Genomic DNA, 14,548 nt, shown 5'->3' on the forward strand with positions numbered 1-14,548 from the left:
ATCCACATCTGTCGCCGGCAACGTTGACGGGATCCGACCCGTGTCCGACACTAGGCCGATACTGACCATCGAGGCAGCACCGAGCGGAGTTCGAGATGGGCACCATCACCCCGTACGAGACGGTAAATGGGCGCCGCTACCGCGTGCGCTACCGAAAGCCGGATCACACCGAGACACAGAAGCGCGGCTTCACGACGATGCGCGAAGCGAAGCTGTACTGGCCTTGACCCCGGAGAGTGGACACGGGTTAAGCGGCGAGTTGGATCTGTGCGGCCTGTGATGAGTATTGCATTTCGAACTCCACTGGGGTGACCTGCCCTATCGCGGAGTGCCGGCGGCGGCGGTTGTAGCGGTCCTCGATCCACTCTGCGACGCCTTGGATCGCGCGGGCTCGGGTGGGCCAGACACGGCGGTAGTAGAACTCGGTTTTCAGGGTCGCGAAGAAGCTCTCGGCCATGGCGTTGTCCCAGCAGATGCCGGTGTATCCCATCGACCGGGTGATGCCGTTCTTCGCCGCGAACAGGGTGATCTGTTCGGACGCGTATTGGGTGCCGCGATCCGAGTGGAAGATCACCGTCGCTGGGCGGTCCCCGCGCAGTGCCAAGGCCATCCTGAGGGCGTCTTCGATCAGGTCTGTGCGCATGTGGTCAGCGATGGCCCAGCCGATCACGCGGCGGCTGTGAGCGTCGATGACGGTCGCTAAATACACCCACCCCTCCCAGGTCCTCAGGTAGGTGATATCGCCCACCCAGACCTGGTTCAGAGCCCCGGTATCCCACTTCCGTTTCACCGCGTCGACGGGGTAGGCGTCAGCGCGGTCGATGATCGTGGTTGTCTTCCACTTCTTCGGACAGATACCCACCAATCCCAGGCGCCGCATGGTCGCAGCAACGGTTTTGCGGGAGATGATCTCCCCGTCCGCGCGCAGGTCGGCAAGGATCCTGGGGGTCCCATAGGTTTCGTCGGAATCGCCGTAGAAGAACGTGACTTTCTGCTCAATGTGCACCCGCCGAAGCGACGCACGCGACGGGACCCGTCCGGCCCAGGCGTAGTAACCGGACCGGGACACCTCGAGGAGACGGACCATACGGGTGATAGTGAAGTTGGTCTTCTCCGCCAGCATCAGTTCGAACGCTTGCCGTTCGTATCCGACGCTTCCTGGGCGAAGAAGATGGACGCTTTTTTTAGAAACGCCCGATCCAGTTTCAGATCCGCGTTCTCCTTGCGCAGCCGCATCAACTCAGCCCGCTCAGACTCCGTCACCTCGGCCTGCCCGGTCTCGCTACGCGCCTTGAACGCGCCCACCCACCGGCCCAGCGTGGCCTCGTTGATCCCGAGCTCGCGAGCCACGGTCGCGACCGCTCTACCAGTCGTTAAAACCAGCTTCACAGCCTCGTCTTTGTACTCAGGAGTGAACTCCCGACGTGATCTTGCCATAGCGAACATTCTCTCTTGTGAGGTGTCCACTCCCCGGGGTCAAGGCCAGTACCTCTCTATGGTGACGGTGTCGAAGTCGAAGGGCGACTACATCGACCCGTCCTCGTCGCGGGTTCCGGTCCGGATGTTCGCGGAGAGCTGGCTGCGATCTAAGCACCCGCCGATGTCGAAGCCCTCGTACTACGTGACGCTCGAGCAGGCGTGGAAGAACCACGTCGCTCCGGTCTGGGCTCATAGGGAGATCTCCTCGATCCGCCGCTCTGAAGTCCAGGATTGGGTGTCAGAACTCGCGACTCACAAGTCGCGCACCGTCGTTCTTCGCGCCTTGGGAGTCCTCGCGGGCATTCTCGATGTGGCGATCGACGATCGTCGCCTGACGAACAACCCGGCCCGCCACATCCGCAATCTCCCTCGCAACGGCCCGGGCAAACGCCGCGTCTACCTCTCACACGACCAGGTGGCGACGCTGGCGGCGTGCTCGGCGCATCCGACCATGGTCCTGACGCTGGCGTACACCGGCCTGCGCTGGGGAGAGGCGACTGGCCTGCGGGTACGCAGCGTCAATCGACTGCGTCGACGCTTCGTCATCGAGGAGAACGCCGTGATGATCGCTTATGAGATCCATGTCGGCACGCCCAAGACACACGAGAAGCGCTCGGTCCCCTACCCTCAGCGGCTCGCTCCGATGATCGAGGAGGCCTGCGCGGGCAAGGGGCCGGAAGGATTGCTCTTCGGCGACGGCGTCAATCACATGCGCAACTCCGGCGCGCAGGGATGGTTCGCGAACGCGGTGAAGCGCGCCCAGGCGGTCGATCCGTCGATCCCGCGAGTCACTCCGCACGACCTCCGCCACACCGCCGCGTCGCTCGCGATCAGCTCTGGCGCCAACGTGAAGGCCGTGCAGCGGATGTTGGGACACGCGTCTGCGGCGATGACACTGGACACCTACGCCGACCTGTTCGACGACGATCTGGATGCGGTCGCGCAACGACTGAACGACGCTATGCCGCTGGTGGCGCTGCCGTCGGGTCCGCAGACCCGCTATGCCCGGCCGCAGCGCCCATAGAGCAGATTGCTCAGTTTTTCGCCAGGCCTCAAACCGCTGGAAGTGCTCGATTTCGGCACTCTACGACGTCGAACGAAGCCACTTGAAGGTCCTTGAATGAGGCTCGATCGGGGCTCATAGCTTTCTCAAATGCGGCCAAAAAGCGGCCAAAAGTAGCTCCTGAGCGGTCTGACCACAGAAGAAATTCCTGATCAGAGCCAAAAATAGACTGTGCCCCTGGAGGGACTCGAACCCCCAACCCTTTCCTTAGGACGGAACTGCTCTTCCATTGAGCTACAGAGGCCAGGGCTTGAGTCTACCGAGAGCATGCGATGGGGGCGGGAGCCCCTTCCACAAGCTCAGGGACCGGGCGGAAGGCAGCCATCATTCGGCCAAGTCGACTCCCCTCGACTGAATCGCCGCGAGCAGTTCCGTTGCCGTTCGCTCAGCGAGACTCGCATCGGCCACCCCAATCGGACGCGCTCCGTAGTGACTCTGATTCCGCGTCCTGCGCAAGCGGTCGCAGCGCTTGGCCGCCTCGTTGCCCGGCGGCGAATCGAGGACAGCTTCGAGAAATCTGCCGAGCGCCTCGTGCTGACCGGATCCGTTCGTGGTGCGGTATCCATACGCCGCGAGAAGCGCTTCACCGACGTCATGTGCCGCGTCATACACCAAGTCGTACTTGACCCGCGTGCTCGAGAGGAGCGGAAGCTGACTGATTCGATCCTCGGCGGCGGCAAGGAAAGCTGCCACCCGTCTCGCATCTATCGGAACAGCTTCGACACGTCGAGCGGCGACAAGCGCGGCGATCGCCGCCAACTGTGCGTCGGTCAACGGAGTCACTCCCATGGCAGCTCACCGACAAGAGGGACCACCGGACCACTGCGCACCGCTGACAGGAAGCCGGATGCTTCACTCATTTCGTCCGGGGTGAGGATCGTTGCGTTCACGGGTCGATGAACGGCCCGCTCAACGCGACTGCACGCTTCATAAACCAGGCCCGCGTCAGGCATGCCAACGACCATGACGTCGACGTCGTGTGGCGATGTGCCCTCGACGCCACGCATCCGGGCCGCGAAAGATCCATACAAGAACGCCGACTCGATCCCGTCGATACGCTCGAACTCCTGAGAGAGCAGCACGGCCGGGCCCGCTGCAATCGTCACGACCTCGCGCAGCGGGGGGACGAGGGGACTGTCAGGGTTGGACGCGATCAGGCGGGTCCTGCCGACCGCACGTTCGATGACGATTCCGGCATCGAGGAGACGCGCAATCTCGCGGTGCGCTGTGGGATAAGCAACAATACCGTTCAGTTAAGGGTTTGAACGTGAACTCGGGGACTGTTCGCGGGTTGTGGCCAACGACTGTGGTGGTCGCGTTTGGCAAGCCATTTGGAGATCTTGCGTTTGATCACGCGGGGGTTTGAGCGCTGTCGGCGCGCAGGGTTCAGGCGTTTGAGAAGGCTGAGGATGGCGTGACGCCATGCGGCGACGGCAGTGTCAGGGCGCTGAGGGGGAAAAAGAGCCCGAGGCGACTGAGCGGCGGGCTATGCGTAGCGCTGCGACGAACGAGACCCGGTCGGGGTCCCGTCCGGCGTGGGCGGCGGCGTCGACCATGAGGGTGCGGATGGCGTAGTGGCAGCACAGGTGCCCCCAGATTTCTTGTTGGACCAAATCGGGAGACTTGGAGCGCAGCACGCCCCTGGGGCCACGCTGATGTGTCTTCAACTCGTCAAAGGTGGACTCGATCTCCCACCGCTCGGAATAGGCCGCAGCGAGGTCTTCGGCGGTCACCTCGGCTGGATCCAGGATCGTGGTGAGCAGCCGATACGACTCGGGGTTCTCCCTCCCGTCCTCGATCGTGTAGTCGATGACCCGCACCTTCAGCGGCGGTGTCGACTTCCGGTCGGTGCCGGAGGTGGGGATGATCTCCGCCAACCATGACCCGTCGGGTAGAGCTTCCCGAAACCGCGGGCGCAGGTTCGTCTTGACCCGCCAGAGCAAGTCTGCACCCGTGGCCGCGGCTTGCTGCCAGAGTGTGAACCCGTAGAAGCCTCGGTCGGCGAGCACCAGCATTCCAGGCTCCAGCCTGTCGAGCAGTTCCCGAGACAACGCGATCTCCGAAGTGGTGCATGGGCCGATTTCAGCGTCGAGGATGGCATGGGTGCCGCACTCGGCCAACGCCACCAGCCGGGCCTGCGGAAACGCGGCATGCTCACCCCGACTCGACGCGGGGCGGCCGAAGAAGTCGACATTCGCCGGCGTGTCAGCCAGATCCAAGACCGTGCCATCGATCGCGACCAGTCTTCGTCCGGCCAACCACGAACCCGGTGTCGCCGGCCTGGCCAGCGGGCGCGCCACCCGGGTGAACAGGTCACGCACGGGTTCGAATCCGAGCCGGGAGCGGGCTTGGAAGATCGCCGACTTCGACGGCGGCGACCATGACTCGGCCCAGCCCGAGGACCATGCCAGCCCATCCGTCAGCTGGGCGAACACATCCTCGTAGGAACCCTCCGAGTGCAACGCCATCCCGATCGAGAAATACGCCATCACCCGCGCCGGCAACGACCGATTCCGTTGCTCGGTACGCCCGGCATCAGCAATCACCTGATCAACAACCTCCGCAGGAAACACCCGTGTCAGCAAACCCACCGACACCAAATCCGACAACCGGCGGTCAGAAACCGGCTTCACCCAACCAGAACGAGGCATACCCCAAAACTACCGCACGAACCCTTAACTGAACGGTATTGGGATAAGCAACGTCAGCACGAGCAGCGAGTTCGACAATGCTGAGCTCACCTGTTGCGAGGAGCAGCGCAGAAAGCAGGCGCGCTTGGCCATCCGATCGAAAGATCGGAGCCAAGAGCGGCGCCTCTGTTCTCATTTAATGGACTTTAATACCCATTAAAGCGATAGTCAATAGGGCGCGGCCCGGCGAAGCTCCGCCCGGGCGGGACCCTTCGACAGGCTCAGGGACCGGGCGCGGGTCAGGCCGCGAGCTCGAGGTAGGGCTCCCACCGCGGATCGGCGCGCTCGGTGCCGCGCACCGTCCACTGCGTGCCGTGCGGCGGGCGTGGCACGCAGCGCAGGTCCCAGTGCATCTCGGCAGGCGTGCGGTCGCCCTTGATGTTGTTGCAGCGCAGGCAGCACGCCACGAGGTTCTCCCACGAGTCCGCTCCCCCGCGCGAGCGCGGCAGCACGTGATCGATCGTCGTCGCACCCTTGCCGCAGTACGCACAGCGATTGCCGTCGCGTCGCAGCACACCACGTCGCGTCACCGGAACCCGTCGCGACTGCGGCACTCGCACGTAACGCGTGAGCAGAATCACGGCCGGCCGGTCGATCGCGCCGCGAGCACCCCACACGGGATCACCCTCCACGCGCTCGATAACTGTGGCCTTCGCATTCATCACGAGCACCAGAGCTCGCTTGAACGACACAACAGCCAGTGGTTCGTATCCTGCGTTCAGCACCAGAGTGCGCATCGGGTGTCCTCTCGAATAGCCCGTGACGGCTTCAGCGGTATTCGATACAGCGACGCCCGCAGGCGCGACAGGCTGCGAGGACGAAAAAAGGCGCTGCCCCTAGGGGCAGCGCCTTGCGGCCACGGTCATGCCGTGGCATCCGTCCACACGATGACGAAGGACGTAACGACCGTGCGCATTCCGGGTTCGGATGCGAGGCGTGATATCCATCGACATTTCCCATCGCTCGAGCAAGCGTTCGGGGTCAGATTACCCCACGATTCGGAGTGCGAGATTCACGGATGCCGAAGGTTCTACCGTGTCGTGAACTCAGGTGCCGTACGGACCGAGCCACGGCATCGGGTCGACCTTGGCACTGTTCACGAACACCTCGAAGGCGTACACGGGCGCCAGCGTCTCGTCACCGACATCCGAGGCGACGACGAGCGTCTGCGCGCCATCGGCGGCACGTTGCTGCAGTGTCTTCGGTTCGGCCCCGGCGGGCCGTCACGCCGCATAGGCAGGGATCGCTACGGCTGCACAGGCATGACAAAGAGTGAATCAACCCGCGTTCGCGGCGAGCCAGCCTTCAGCGTCGACGCGTGTGCCATCCACATGGACCATGAGGTGCAGGTGTGTTCCGAAGGCAAGGCCGGTGTCGCTGACCTGCCCGATCATCTGACCCGCGCTGACGGTTGCCCCCACACCGACTGTCCGACTGCCCGGCAGCATATGCGCGTAGACGGATTGCACGGTGCGACCGTTGATGTTGTGCATGACCGTGATCGTCACACCGAGCGCGCCACTGCTGTCGGCGGATGCGGTGACCACACCGTCGGCGACGGAGTAGACCGGCGTTCCGCGCTCGACCATGTAGTCGGTGCCGCGGTGGCCCGCGTAGGGCGCTCCGAAGTTGTTGAAGTACGGCAGCGGGCGCCGCACGATGCCCGATCCCGGCGAGACCAGCGGCACGCCGGCGGGAACCGCGTACGATCCCGAGCCCGACGAAGCCGAGCGAGCGGCGGCGATTGCCTTGGCGCGCGCAACAGCGGCCTCTTCGGCCTTCTTCTTGGCGATCTCGTCTGGTGTGGTCGCCGAGTAGGAGCCTCGGGCCAAGGTCGAGTCCGTGACATCCGATGCCACGACGAGTGTCTGTGCACCGTCAGCCGCGAGCTGCTGGAGCGTCGTTGCTTCAGCCTCGGGCTGCCAGGCAGCGTATGCGGGAATGGCGACGGTGGCGACAAGGCCGGTGACAACGGCAAGAGTCAGGATGCTGCGCACCGGACCGCGGCGGCCCGTGTGCACGGTTGTGGCGCGCTCTTCCCGCGCTGCGCGACGCTCAAGTTTGGTCGCTCGACGCGTTGCTCGACGAAGGCGGGGTGGCTTCTGTGTCTCGCTCCGAGCCGACCGTCCCCAACGGTCCTGGCTCGCTACCTGCGCTTCGGGGGCGCTCTCTGGCGAGTCGTTCGCTTCAGCCAAACGTTTCCTCCTGCCCCGGCACCCGCATAAACAGGTGTTGGCTCGTCGTCACGATGCTGGTGGTTCAGCCGACCGAATGGACGAGCCTAGAGGGGCGTTCGGGCCGGGAGTTCCATCGCCTGGCTTATCGGCGGTGGATTTTTTTAGGTTACCGGATGGTAACGGTTCTGTCACTTCGACGGGCGGCGACTGTGGACGAATCGGCGCACGCCGGCATCCGATTCAGACCGAAGCGTCGACCAAGAAGATGTGCGCGGCAACCTCGACGGGAAGCTCGAGACCCTCGTCCGATCCGTCCATCTCGACCAGAACGTAACCCTCGTTGTAGCGGTAGCGCCCCCTCGCTCCCGGCATAACACCGGCGCTGCGCAGCTGCTCGAGCAGTTCGGGGTCGACCTGCGCGGGCTCGGCGAGACGACGCACGGTGCCTTCGACGGGGCCGCCGACCTCATTGAGGTGCCGGACGAGACCGACAACTCCCTGTGAAAACACCGCCGCGGGCACATCGCCCAGCTGATCGAGGCCGGGAATCGGGTTTCCGTACGGCGATTCGGTGGGATGTCCGAGCAACTCGACGAGCCTGCGCTCGACTTGCTCGCTCATCACGTGCTCCCAGCGGCAGGCCTCTTCGTGGACATACGCCCAGTCCAGACCGATGACATCCGAGAGGAGTCGCTCCGCCAGGCGGTGCTTGCGCATCACGTCGACGGCCTTCTGCCGACCCGCGCTCGTAAGTTCGAGACGACGATCTTCCGACACGACGACGAGGCCGTCGCGCTCCATCCGTCCGACGGTCTGCGAGACGGTCGGCCCCGAGTGCCCGAGGCGTTCCGAAATGCGCGCGCGCAGAGGAATGATGTTCTCTTCCTCGAGCTCCAGAATGGTGCGCAGGTACATCTCTGTCGTATCGATCAGATCGGTCATGGCAGCTAGTTCCTCGCGTCCGGGTTGCGAAGGTAAGCCTAACCCAGTGGACCGTCACACGGCCGGGGTCACCCCGCGCCCGACCCTAGAATCGAGGGCATGTCCCACGTGTCTCTCCCGAGCAAACTCCTGCCCACCGACGGACGCTTCGGGTGCGGCCCCTCGAAGGTTCGCCCCGCCCAACTGGCGGCCCTCGCGACCGCCGGAGCGGAGCTGCTCGGAACGTCGCACCGCCAGGCCCCCGTCAAAAACCTCGTCGGCGACGTGCGCGCCCTGCTCGCCGAGCTGTTCCACGCGCCCGAGGGCTACGAGGTGTTGCTCGCGAACGGCGGTTCGACGAGCTTCTGGGACGCCGCAGCCTTCGGCCTCATCGAGCGTCGCGCCCAGAACCTCGTCTTCGGTGAGTTCGGTGGCAAGTTCGCCGCCGCTGCCAAGGCCCCCTGGCTCGAGGCCCCGGATGTGCGTAAAGCACCCGCCGGGCAGCGCACGACCGCAGAGGTCGTAGCGGGCGTAGATGTGTACGCCTGGCCGCACAACGAGACGTCGACGGGCGTGCTCGCCCCCGTCACGCGCGTCCACGGCGACGACGGAGCCCTGACCGTCATCGATGCGACCAGCGCCGCTGGTGGCGTTGATGTAGACATCGCCGAGACCGACGTCTACTACTTCGCGCCCCAGAAGAACCTCGGGTCCGACGGCGGGCTCTGGCTGGCTCTGGCGTCGCCCGCCGCGATCGAGCGAATCGAACGCATCGGCAAGTCCGACCGGTACATCCCCGAGTCGCTGAGCCTGGCAGGCGCGGTCAGCAACTCGCGCCTGAACCAGACGCTCAACACCCCCGCGCTGGCCACGCTGTTCCTGCTGCGCGATCAGCTGTCCTGGATCGTCGATAACGGCGGACTGTCGTGGGCATCGGCTCGCACGCACGAGTCGTCGTCGGCGTTGTACGAGTGGGCCGAAGCATCCGCTGTCGCCACACCGTTCGTCGCCGACCCGGCCGACCGTTCGCAGGTCGTCGTGACGATCGACTTCGACGAGAGTGTGGATGCCGCGGCCCTTGCGGCATCGTTGCGCTCCAACGGCATCGTTGACACCGAGCCCTACCGCAAGCTCGGACGCAACCAGCTGCGCATCGCGACATTCGTCTCGATCGAGCCCGACGACGTGCGCCAGCTCATCGGCGCGATCGAGTACACGCTCGAGCGAATGCCTCGGGCCTAATAGCTCCGGTCGACGCGCGGGTCCTTGTAGTCGAGCTCGTCGCCCTCATCCGAGTCATCGTCGTCGTAGTCATCGTCGTCGTAGACATCGTCGTCCGAGTCGTCGTCGTCCGAGTCGTCGTCGTCATCGGAATCGGCGTCGTCGGAGAAGTTGTCGATGTCAACACCGTCGACGTCGCCTGAGTGCAGGATCGGCGATCCGTCCTCGTCGAAATCGGCCGCGTCGAGATCGTCGATGTCGTCTTCGTCCGAATCCGCGTCGTCCGAATCGTCACCCTCGTCGGACGCCTCGGCGGCGAGCGCCTCCTGGTCGAGCTCGGCCTGGTGAGCGTGGTACTCGGCGAGCCGCTCGGCCCAGGGCGTCCACTCGGGAGCGAGCAGCGCGCCGTCACCGGGCATCAGTTCCGCCTCGAGCACGGTCGGGGCGGAACCCTCGACGCGCGCGAGCGTGACTGTCCAGAACCATCCGGGGTACCCGGCCATCCGATTCGCGAATCGCAGCGATAGCGCACCCTCGGGCTCTTCGCGATAACCGGCGGGCTCACCGATCGTCTTCTCATCGGTGATCTCGCGCAGCGCGGCGAGCGCCAAGTCGCGCGCATCGAGCAACTCGGGATCCGGCACCGACGACTCCGGCGCCGTGGAATCCAGCGCCGTGGAATCCAGCGCCGAAGAATCTGGCGCCGTGGACTCCGGCAGCTCGGACTCAGGCGTCGAGTTCATCGGCGACCTTACGCAGGACCGCGGCGATCTTCTTGCTGTGGGAGCTGCTCGGGTAGCGGCCGCGACGCAGATCCCCACCCATGCCGTCGAGCAGCTTGACGAGGTCTTCGATGATGATCGCCATGTCGTCGGCCGGCTTGCGCTGCGCCTTCGACAGGCTCGGCGGCGCTTCGAGCACGCGCACCGAAAGCGCCTGCAGCCCACGCTTGCCGTCTGCGACGCCGAACTCCAGGCGCGTACCGGGCTTCGGAGCGGGCGCTCCCGCGGGCAGTGCGGTGGCGTGCAGGAAGACGTCTTCGCCGTCATCGGTGGAGATGAAGCCGAAGCCCTTCTCTTCGTCGAAGAACCTGACCTTGCCGGTGGGCATCGTGAACTACCTCGTTGCGTCTGGCGCCCGCAGGCGCTGAAGAATCCGGGGAAACCCCCGACATACCAGCCTACGGCACCGCTTCGGCACGCGCGCGATCGATCCCAGCACCCGCGCCCACTAGGCTCGGACGAATGAGCACGTCTCCCGATTCTTCGCAGCTGCAACCTGGGCGCGCCGAACGCATCCTCGCGTTCATGTCCCTCGGGATCGCGCTGCTGTCGATCCTGTGCTTCTTCGCGATCATCATCGGAACCTGGTCGGGCATGACGATTGAGGACTTCGGCTCCGGAATCTGGCCCTTCGTCGCTCTCCTGCCCAACATCGGGCTCCCCCTCGCTTTCGTCCTGATCATCACGCTTCTCGTGATCACCTGGGTGCGTCGCAGGCGCGCGAATCAGGCATCGTCTTGAGCCGACCATGACAGAGGGAACGAGGGAGCTCGCTGCACGCCTCGCGACCCTCGATGATCGGGAGTTCGCGGCCCTGCTCGCGGCGCGTGGGGTGTCACCCACGGTCGCGTGGCGGGACTACTTCGATGCCGCCGACGCCCTCACCGACCCGTCGTTCGTCGCACGCGCGTTGCAGGGCCTGACCGCGACCGAACTCTCTGCCGTCGCCCGCGCCGCAGCCGACGCAACGCCCGTTCCCGAAGAACACGCCGCCACCGTTCGAAGTCTCGGGCTGACGGATGCCTCAGGCATTCCGCTCCCGTCGACATCGGCCGCGATCAACCTCGTCGTCTTCGACGAGGCGGAACAACAGGACGCACTGCCGCCGGCCGACGCGGCGACCGAGCGCGCGACCGCCGAGCGTGCCTTCACGAGCGTCGCCTCGCTCGGCGACATCCTGATCCAGTCACTTCACGCGCCATTCGCCCGTCTGGGCTCTGGCGCAATAGCTGCCGCCGATCGTCGCCGAATCGCCGACGAGCTCCAGCGCCCGGAAGACCTCGACGCCCTGATCTCGCTGGCGCGCACCGCCGGCCTGCTGGATATCGAGGGGCGCTGGTTGCTGCCTACGGCGCAGGCCGAACTGTGGCTGCGCGAACCGACGGTGCGGCGCTGGTCGCTCGTCGCGACCTCGTGGCGCGATGAGCTTCCCCGTGGCATCCGCGCGGGTGGTGCGTGGACCGAACCGTCGACGTGGAACGCAACATTCCCCGCGGATGCCTCGTGGCCTGCCCGGGCGGAAGCCCTGCAGGCTCAGGCTCAGGTGTGGGGCCTCATCGCACCCGATGGCGCGGCGCCACCGTGGTCGCGGGCCCTCCCCGCGGGCGCCGATCGCGCCGAGGCGGAGCTGGGCGCCCTGCTCCCGCACGAGGTCGACCGCATCTACCTGCAGAACGATCTGACCGCCATCTCTCCGGGCCCGCTCGCATCCGGACTCGATGTGCGCCTTCGCCAGCTCGCGCATCGCGAGTCGCACGCGCAGGCCTCTTCGTATCGCTTCACACCCGAGACGATCGCGGCCGCTCTCACGGAGGGCGAGACCGCCGAGTCGATGCTGGAGTTCCTCGCGGGGCTGTCCTTGACGGGCGTCCCGCAACCCCTGGAATACCTGGTGCGGACGACTGCAGACAAGCACGGCCTCGTCCGCGTAGGTTACGACCCGGACGCACCGCCCGAGACCCCCCGCACGCTCGTCACGAGCAGTGAATCGCAAGCCCTCGAGACGATCGCCGTCGACCAGTCGCTTCGCCCGCTCGGTCTCGTCCGGAACAATGACGGATCGGCGTTGACTTCGCGCGTTCCCCGCGACACGGTGCTGTGGGCCCTGATCGACGCCCGGTATCCGGCCATCGCCGTCGACGATGAAGGAACAGAAGAACCCATGCGGCGCCACCGCATCGCGGCCGGTGCACTCGCCCCCGGGTCCGTGCCCCCCGAGGCATATACGGCGCTGATCGAAACCCTGCGCGCGTCTGTCTCATCCAACGCCGACACCGCCTGGCTCGAGCGCGAGATCGAGTCCGCCGTCCGCGCCCGTGCGGTCGTCGATGTGGACGTGGAGCTTCCCGACGGATCGACGCGCACCTTCACGCTCGAAGCCAGCGGCCTGGGTGGCGGTCGCCTGCGCGGCCGCGAGCGAGGCACGGATGTCGAGCGAACCCTGCCCGTCTCGAGCGTCCGAGGCATCCGACGCGTGTGAATCGCGCCCGCGCACGCGCGCGCACCGGTAGAATCGGCCCTTATGTCTGATGGCCCCTTGATCGTGCAGAGCGACCGAACCGTGCTGCTCGAAGTGGCGCACCCGGACGCCGAGACCGCGCGTCACGAACTGGCGATCTTCGCCGAGCTCGAGCGGGCGCCCGAACACATCCACACCTACCGGATCACCCGGCTCGGACTCTGGAACGCACGCGCGGCCGGGCACCAGGCGGACGACATGCTGGCGACACTCGACCGGTGGTCGAAGTTCCCCGTGCCGCCGTCGGTATCGATCGACGTCCGCGAGACCGTCGGCCGCTATGGGCGACTCGTCATCGAGCGCGATGACGAAGGCACTCTCGTGCTACGCAGCACGGATGGCGCCGTGCTGTCCGAGGTCGCGCGCAACAAGCGCATCCAGCCGCTGCTCACGGGCCAGCCGGTCCCCGGCACCTACACGGTCGACGCCTGGGCCCGCGGCCACATCAAGCAAGAGCTTCTGAAGATCGGCTGGCCGGCCGAAGACCTCGCGGGCTACACCCCCGGCACGCCGCACGAGATCGCACTCGACGAGAGCGAATGGAATCTACGGCCCTATCAGCGGCAGGCTGTGGACAGCTTCACGGATGGCGGATCCGGCGTCGTCGTCCTGCCCTGTGGCGCCGGCAAGACTCTCGTCGGTGCCGCCGCGATGGCAGACACCAAGACGACCACGCTGATTCTCGTGACCAACACCGTCTCTGCCCGACAGTGGCGGGACGAGCTCCTCAAGCGCACCACCCTGACGGCCGAAGAGATCGGCGAGTACTCCGGGCAGGTCAAAGAGGTCAAGCCGGTCACGATCGCGACCTACCAGATCCTCACGGCCAAGCGGAAGGGCGAGTACGCCCACCTGGCCCTTCTCGACGCGCTCGACTGGGGCCTGATCGTGTACGACGAGGTCCACCTGCTACCCGCCCCGGTCTTCAAGCTCACCGCCGAGCTGCAGGCTCGTCGTCGCCTGGGGCTCACCGCGACCCTCGTCCGCGAAGACGGACGCGAGGGCGATGTGTTCAGCCTGATCGGACCCAAGCGGTTCGACGCCCCGTGGAAAGAGATCGAGGCTCAGGGGTTCATCTCCCCCGCCGCCTGCTACGAGGTGCGTATCGACCTTCCGGCGTCCGATCGCCTCGAGTACGCCGCCGCGGCCGACGACGAGCGCTACCGGCTCGCCGCGACTGCGCACGCCAAGATCGACGTCGTCCGCCAGCTCGTCGAGCGGCACGAGGGCGAGCGCATCCTGATCATCGGGCAGTACCTCGACCAGATCGACATCCTCGCCGAGGCCCTCGACGCCCAGAAGATCACGGGAGCGACACCGGTCGACGAACGCGAAACGCTCTTCCAGGCGTTCCGCGAGGGCTCGATCTCGGTGCTCGTGGTGTCGAAGGTTGCGAACTTCTCGATCGACCTGCCCGACGCATCCGTCGCCATCCAGGTATCGGGCTCGTTCGGCTCGCGCCAAGAAGAGGCACAACGCCTCGGGCGCCTGCTGCGACCCAAGACGAACGGGCACACCGCGAGCTTCTATACGCTCATCGCGCGCGACACGGTCGATCAGGACTTCGCGCAGAACCGCCAGCGCTTCCTCGCCGAACAGGGCTACGCGTACACGATCCTCGACGGTTCGGCCATCGCCGCGTAAGCGCCGAACGCGCCGATCAGGGCTTTATTCAGCGGATGCATGGGTCCCTCCGC

Annotated in this window: 15 protein-coding genes and 1 tRNA gene; 6 read left to right on the forward strand and 10 right to left on the reverse strand. The window is 65.7% G+C overall.

Annotation, left to right across the window (positions count from 1 at the left end; translation table 11 throughout):
- Positions 1-95 precede the first annotated feature (95 nt).
- Positions 96-227, forward strand: a complete 132-nt coding sequence (locus tag ACXZ1E_RS05045; RefSeq protein ID WP_458042320.1) for a hypothetical protein — start codon at positions 96-98, stop codon at positions 225-227.
- Between the two features lie 20 nt (positions 228-247).
- On the opposite strand, the gene ACXZ1E_RS05050 is transcribed toward ACXZ1E_RS05045, so the two are convergent.
- A protein-coding gene (locus tag ACXZ1E_RS05050; protein WP_458042321.1) for an IS3 family transposase occupies positions 248-1,446 on the reverse strand; the annotation gives its coding sequence in 2 pieces (ribosomal slippage) (positions 248-1,173 and positions 1,173-1,446; 1,200 coding nt in all).
- Between ACXZ1E_RS05050 and ACXZ1E_RS05055 the strand changes: the two genes are divergently transcribed.
- Positions 1,412-2,503: a tyrosine-type recombinase/integrase gene (locus tag ACXZ1E_RS05055; protein WP_458042322.1), complete on the forward strand. Its 1,092-nt coding sequence runs from the start codon at positions 1,412-1,414 to the stop codon at positions 2,501-2,503. The genes ACXZ1E_RS05050 and ACXZ1E_RS05055 overlap by 35 nt on opposite strands.
- Before the next feature lie 211 nt (positions 2,504-2,714).
- On the opposite strand, the gene ACXZ1E_RS05060 is transcribed toward ACXZ1E_RS05055, so the two are convergent.
- The 7 genes from ACXZ1E_RS05060 to ACXZ1E_RS05090 all read right to left on the reverse strand — a co-directional run bounded on the left by ACXZ1E_RS05060 (position 2,715) and on the right by ACXZ1E_RS05090 (position 8,351).
- A tRNA-Arg gene (locus ACXZ1E_RS05060) sits at positions 2,715-2,786 on the reverse strand.
- An 80-nt stretch (positions 2,787-2,866) separates the two neighbouring features.
- Entirely contained in the window at positions 2,867-3,316 is a 450-nt protein-coding gene (locus ACXZ1E_RS05065) for a hypothetical protein (RefSeq protein ID WP_458042323.1), read from the reverse strand.
- Positions 3,317-3,321: 5 nt separating this feature from the next.
- Entirely contained in the window at positions 3,322-3,648 is a 327-nt protein-coding gene (locus tag ACXZ1E_RS05070) for a hypothetical protein (RefSeq protein WP_458042324.1), read from the reverse strand.
- A 333-nt stretch (positions 3,649-3,981) separates the two neighbouring features.
- A complete protein-coding gene (locus ACXZ1E_RS05075) occupies positions 3,982-5,193 on the reverse strand; it encodes an IS4 family transposase (protein ID WP_168914865.1) in 1,212 nt (403 codons plus the stop codon).
- A gap of 278 nt (positions 5,194-5,471) precedes the next feature.
- Entirely contained in the window at positions 5,472-5,969 is a 498-nt protein-coding gene (locus tag ACXZ1E_RS05080; protein WP_458042325.1) for an HNH endonuclease, read from the reverse strand.
- A gap of 540 nt (positions 5,970-6,509) precedes the next feature.
- Positions 6,510-7,253 carry a M23 family metallopeptidase gene (locus ACXZ1E_RS05085; protein WP_458042326.1) on the reverse strand — a complete coding sequence of 248 codons (744 nt, stop codon included), beginning with the start codon at positions 7,251-7,253 and terminating at the stop codon, positions 6,510-6,512.
- Between the two features lie 396 nt (positions 7,254-7,649).
- Entirely contained in the window at positions 7,650-8,351 is a 702-nt protein-coding gene (locus ACXZ1E_RS05090; RefSeq protein WP_458042327.1) for a metal-dependent transcriptional regulator, read from the reverse strand.
- A gap of 99 nt (positions 8,352-8,450) precedes the next feature.
- Here ACXZ1E_RS05090 and serC point away from each other — a divergent pair, with 99 nt between their 5' ends.
- Positions 8,451-9,572: a phosphoserine transaminase gene (serC, locus tag ACXZ1E_RS05095; protein ID WP_458042328.1), complete on the forward strand. Its 1,122-nt coding sequence runs from the start codon at positions 8,451-8,453 to the stop codon at positions 9,570-9,572.
- On the opposite strand, the gene ACXZ1E_RS05100 is transcribed toward serC, so the two are convergent.
- Both ACXZ1E_RS05100 and ACXZ1E_RS05105 read right to left on the reverse strand, forming a co-directional pair.
- Positions 9,569-10,294 carry a DUF3027 domain-containing protein gene (locus tag ACXZ1E_RS05100; RefSeq protein WP_458042329.1) on the reverse strand — a complete coding sequence of 242 codons (726 nt, stop codon included), beginning with the start codon at positions 10,292-10,294 and terminating at the stop codon, positions 9,569-9,571. The genes serC and ACXZ1E_RS05100 overlap by 4 nt on opposite strands.
- Positions 10,278-10,661, reverse strand: coding sequence for a cold-shock protein (locus ACXZ1E_RS05105; RefSeq protein WP_458042330.1), 384 nt, complete (start codon positions 10,659-10,661; stop codon positions 10,278-10,280). Before ACXZ1E_RS05105 ends, ACXZ1E_RS05100 begins: the two co-directional genes overlap by 17 nt.
- 134 nt (positions 10,662-10,795) lie before the next feature.
- On the opposite strand from ACXZ1E_RS05105, the gene ACXZ1E_RS05110 reads away from it, so the two are divergent.
- Genes ACXZ1E_RS05110 through ACXZ1E_RS05120 form a run of 3 tightly spaced genes read left to right on the forward strand, consistent with a single transcriptional unit; the run spans position 10,796 to position 14,495 of the window.
- On the forward strand, positions 10,796-11,074 hold the full coding sequence (locus tag ACXZ1E_RS05110; RefSeq protein ID WP_458042331.1) for a multidrug ABC transporter ATPase: 279 nt from the start codon (positions 10,796-10,798) through the stop codon (positions 11,072-11,074).
- 7 nt (positions 11,075-11,081) lie between these two features.
- The gene (locus tag ACXZ1E_RS05115; RefSeq protein WP_458042332.1) at positions 11,082-12,812 is read left to right on the forward strand and encodes a helicase-associated domain-containing protein; all 1,731 of its coding nucleotides are present in this window, start codon (positions 11,082-11,084) and stop codon (positions 12,810-12,812) included.
- 42 nt (positions 12,813-12,854) lie between these two features.
- Entirely contained in the window at positions 12,855-14,495 is a 1,641-nt protein-coding gene (locus ACXZ1E_RS05120; RefSeq protein WP_458042333.1) for a DNA repair helicase XPB, read from the forward strand.
- The last annotated feature ends 53 nt before the right edge of the window (positions 14,496-14,548 follow it).

This window comes from Pacificispira sp. HM-600, assembly GCF_977993705.1.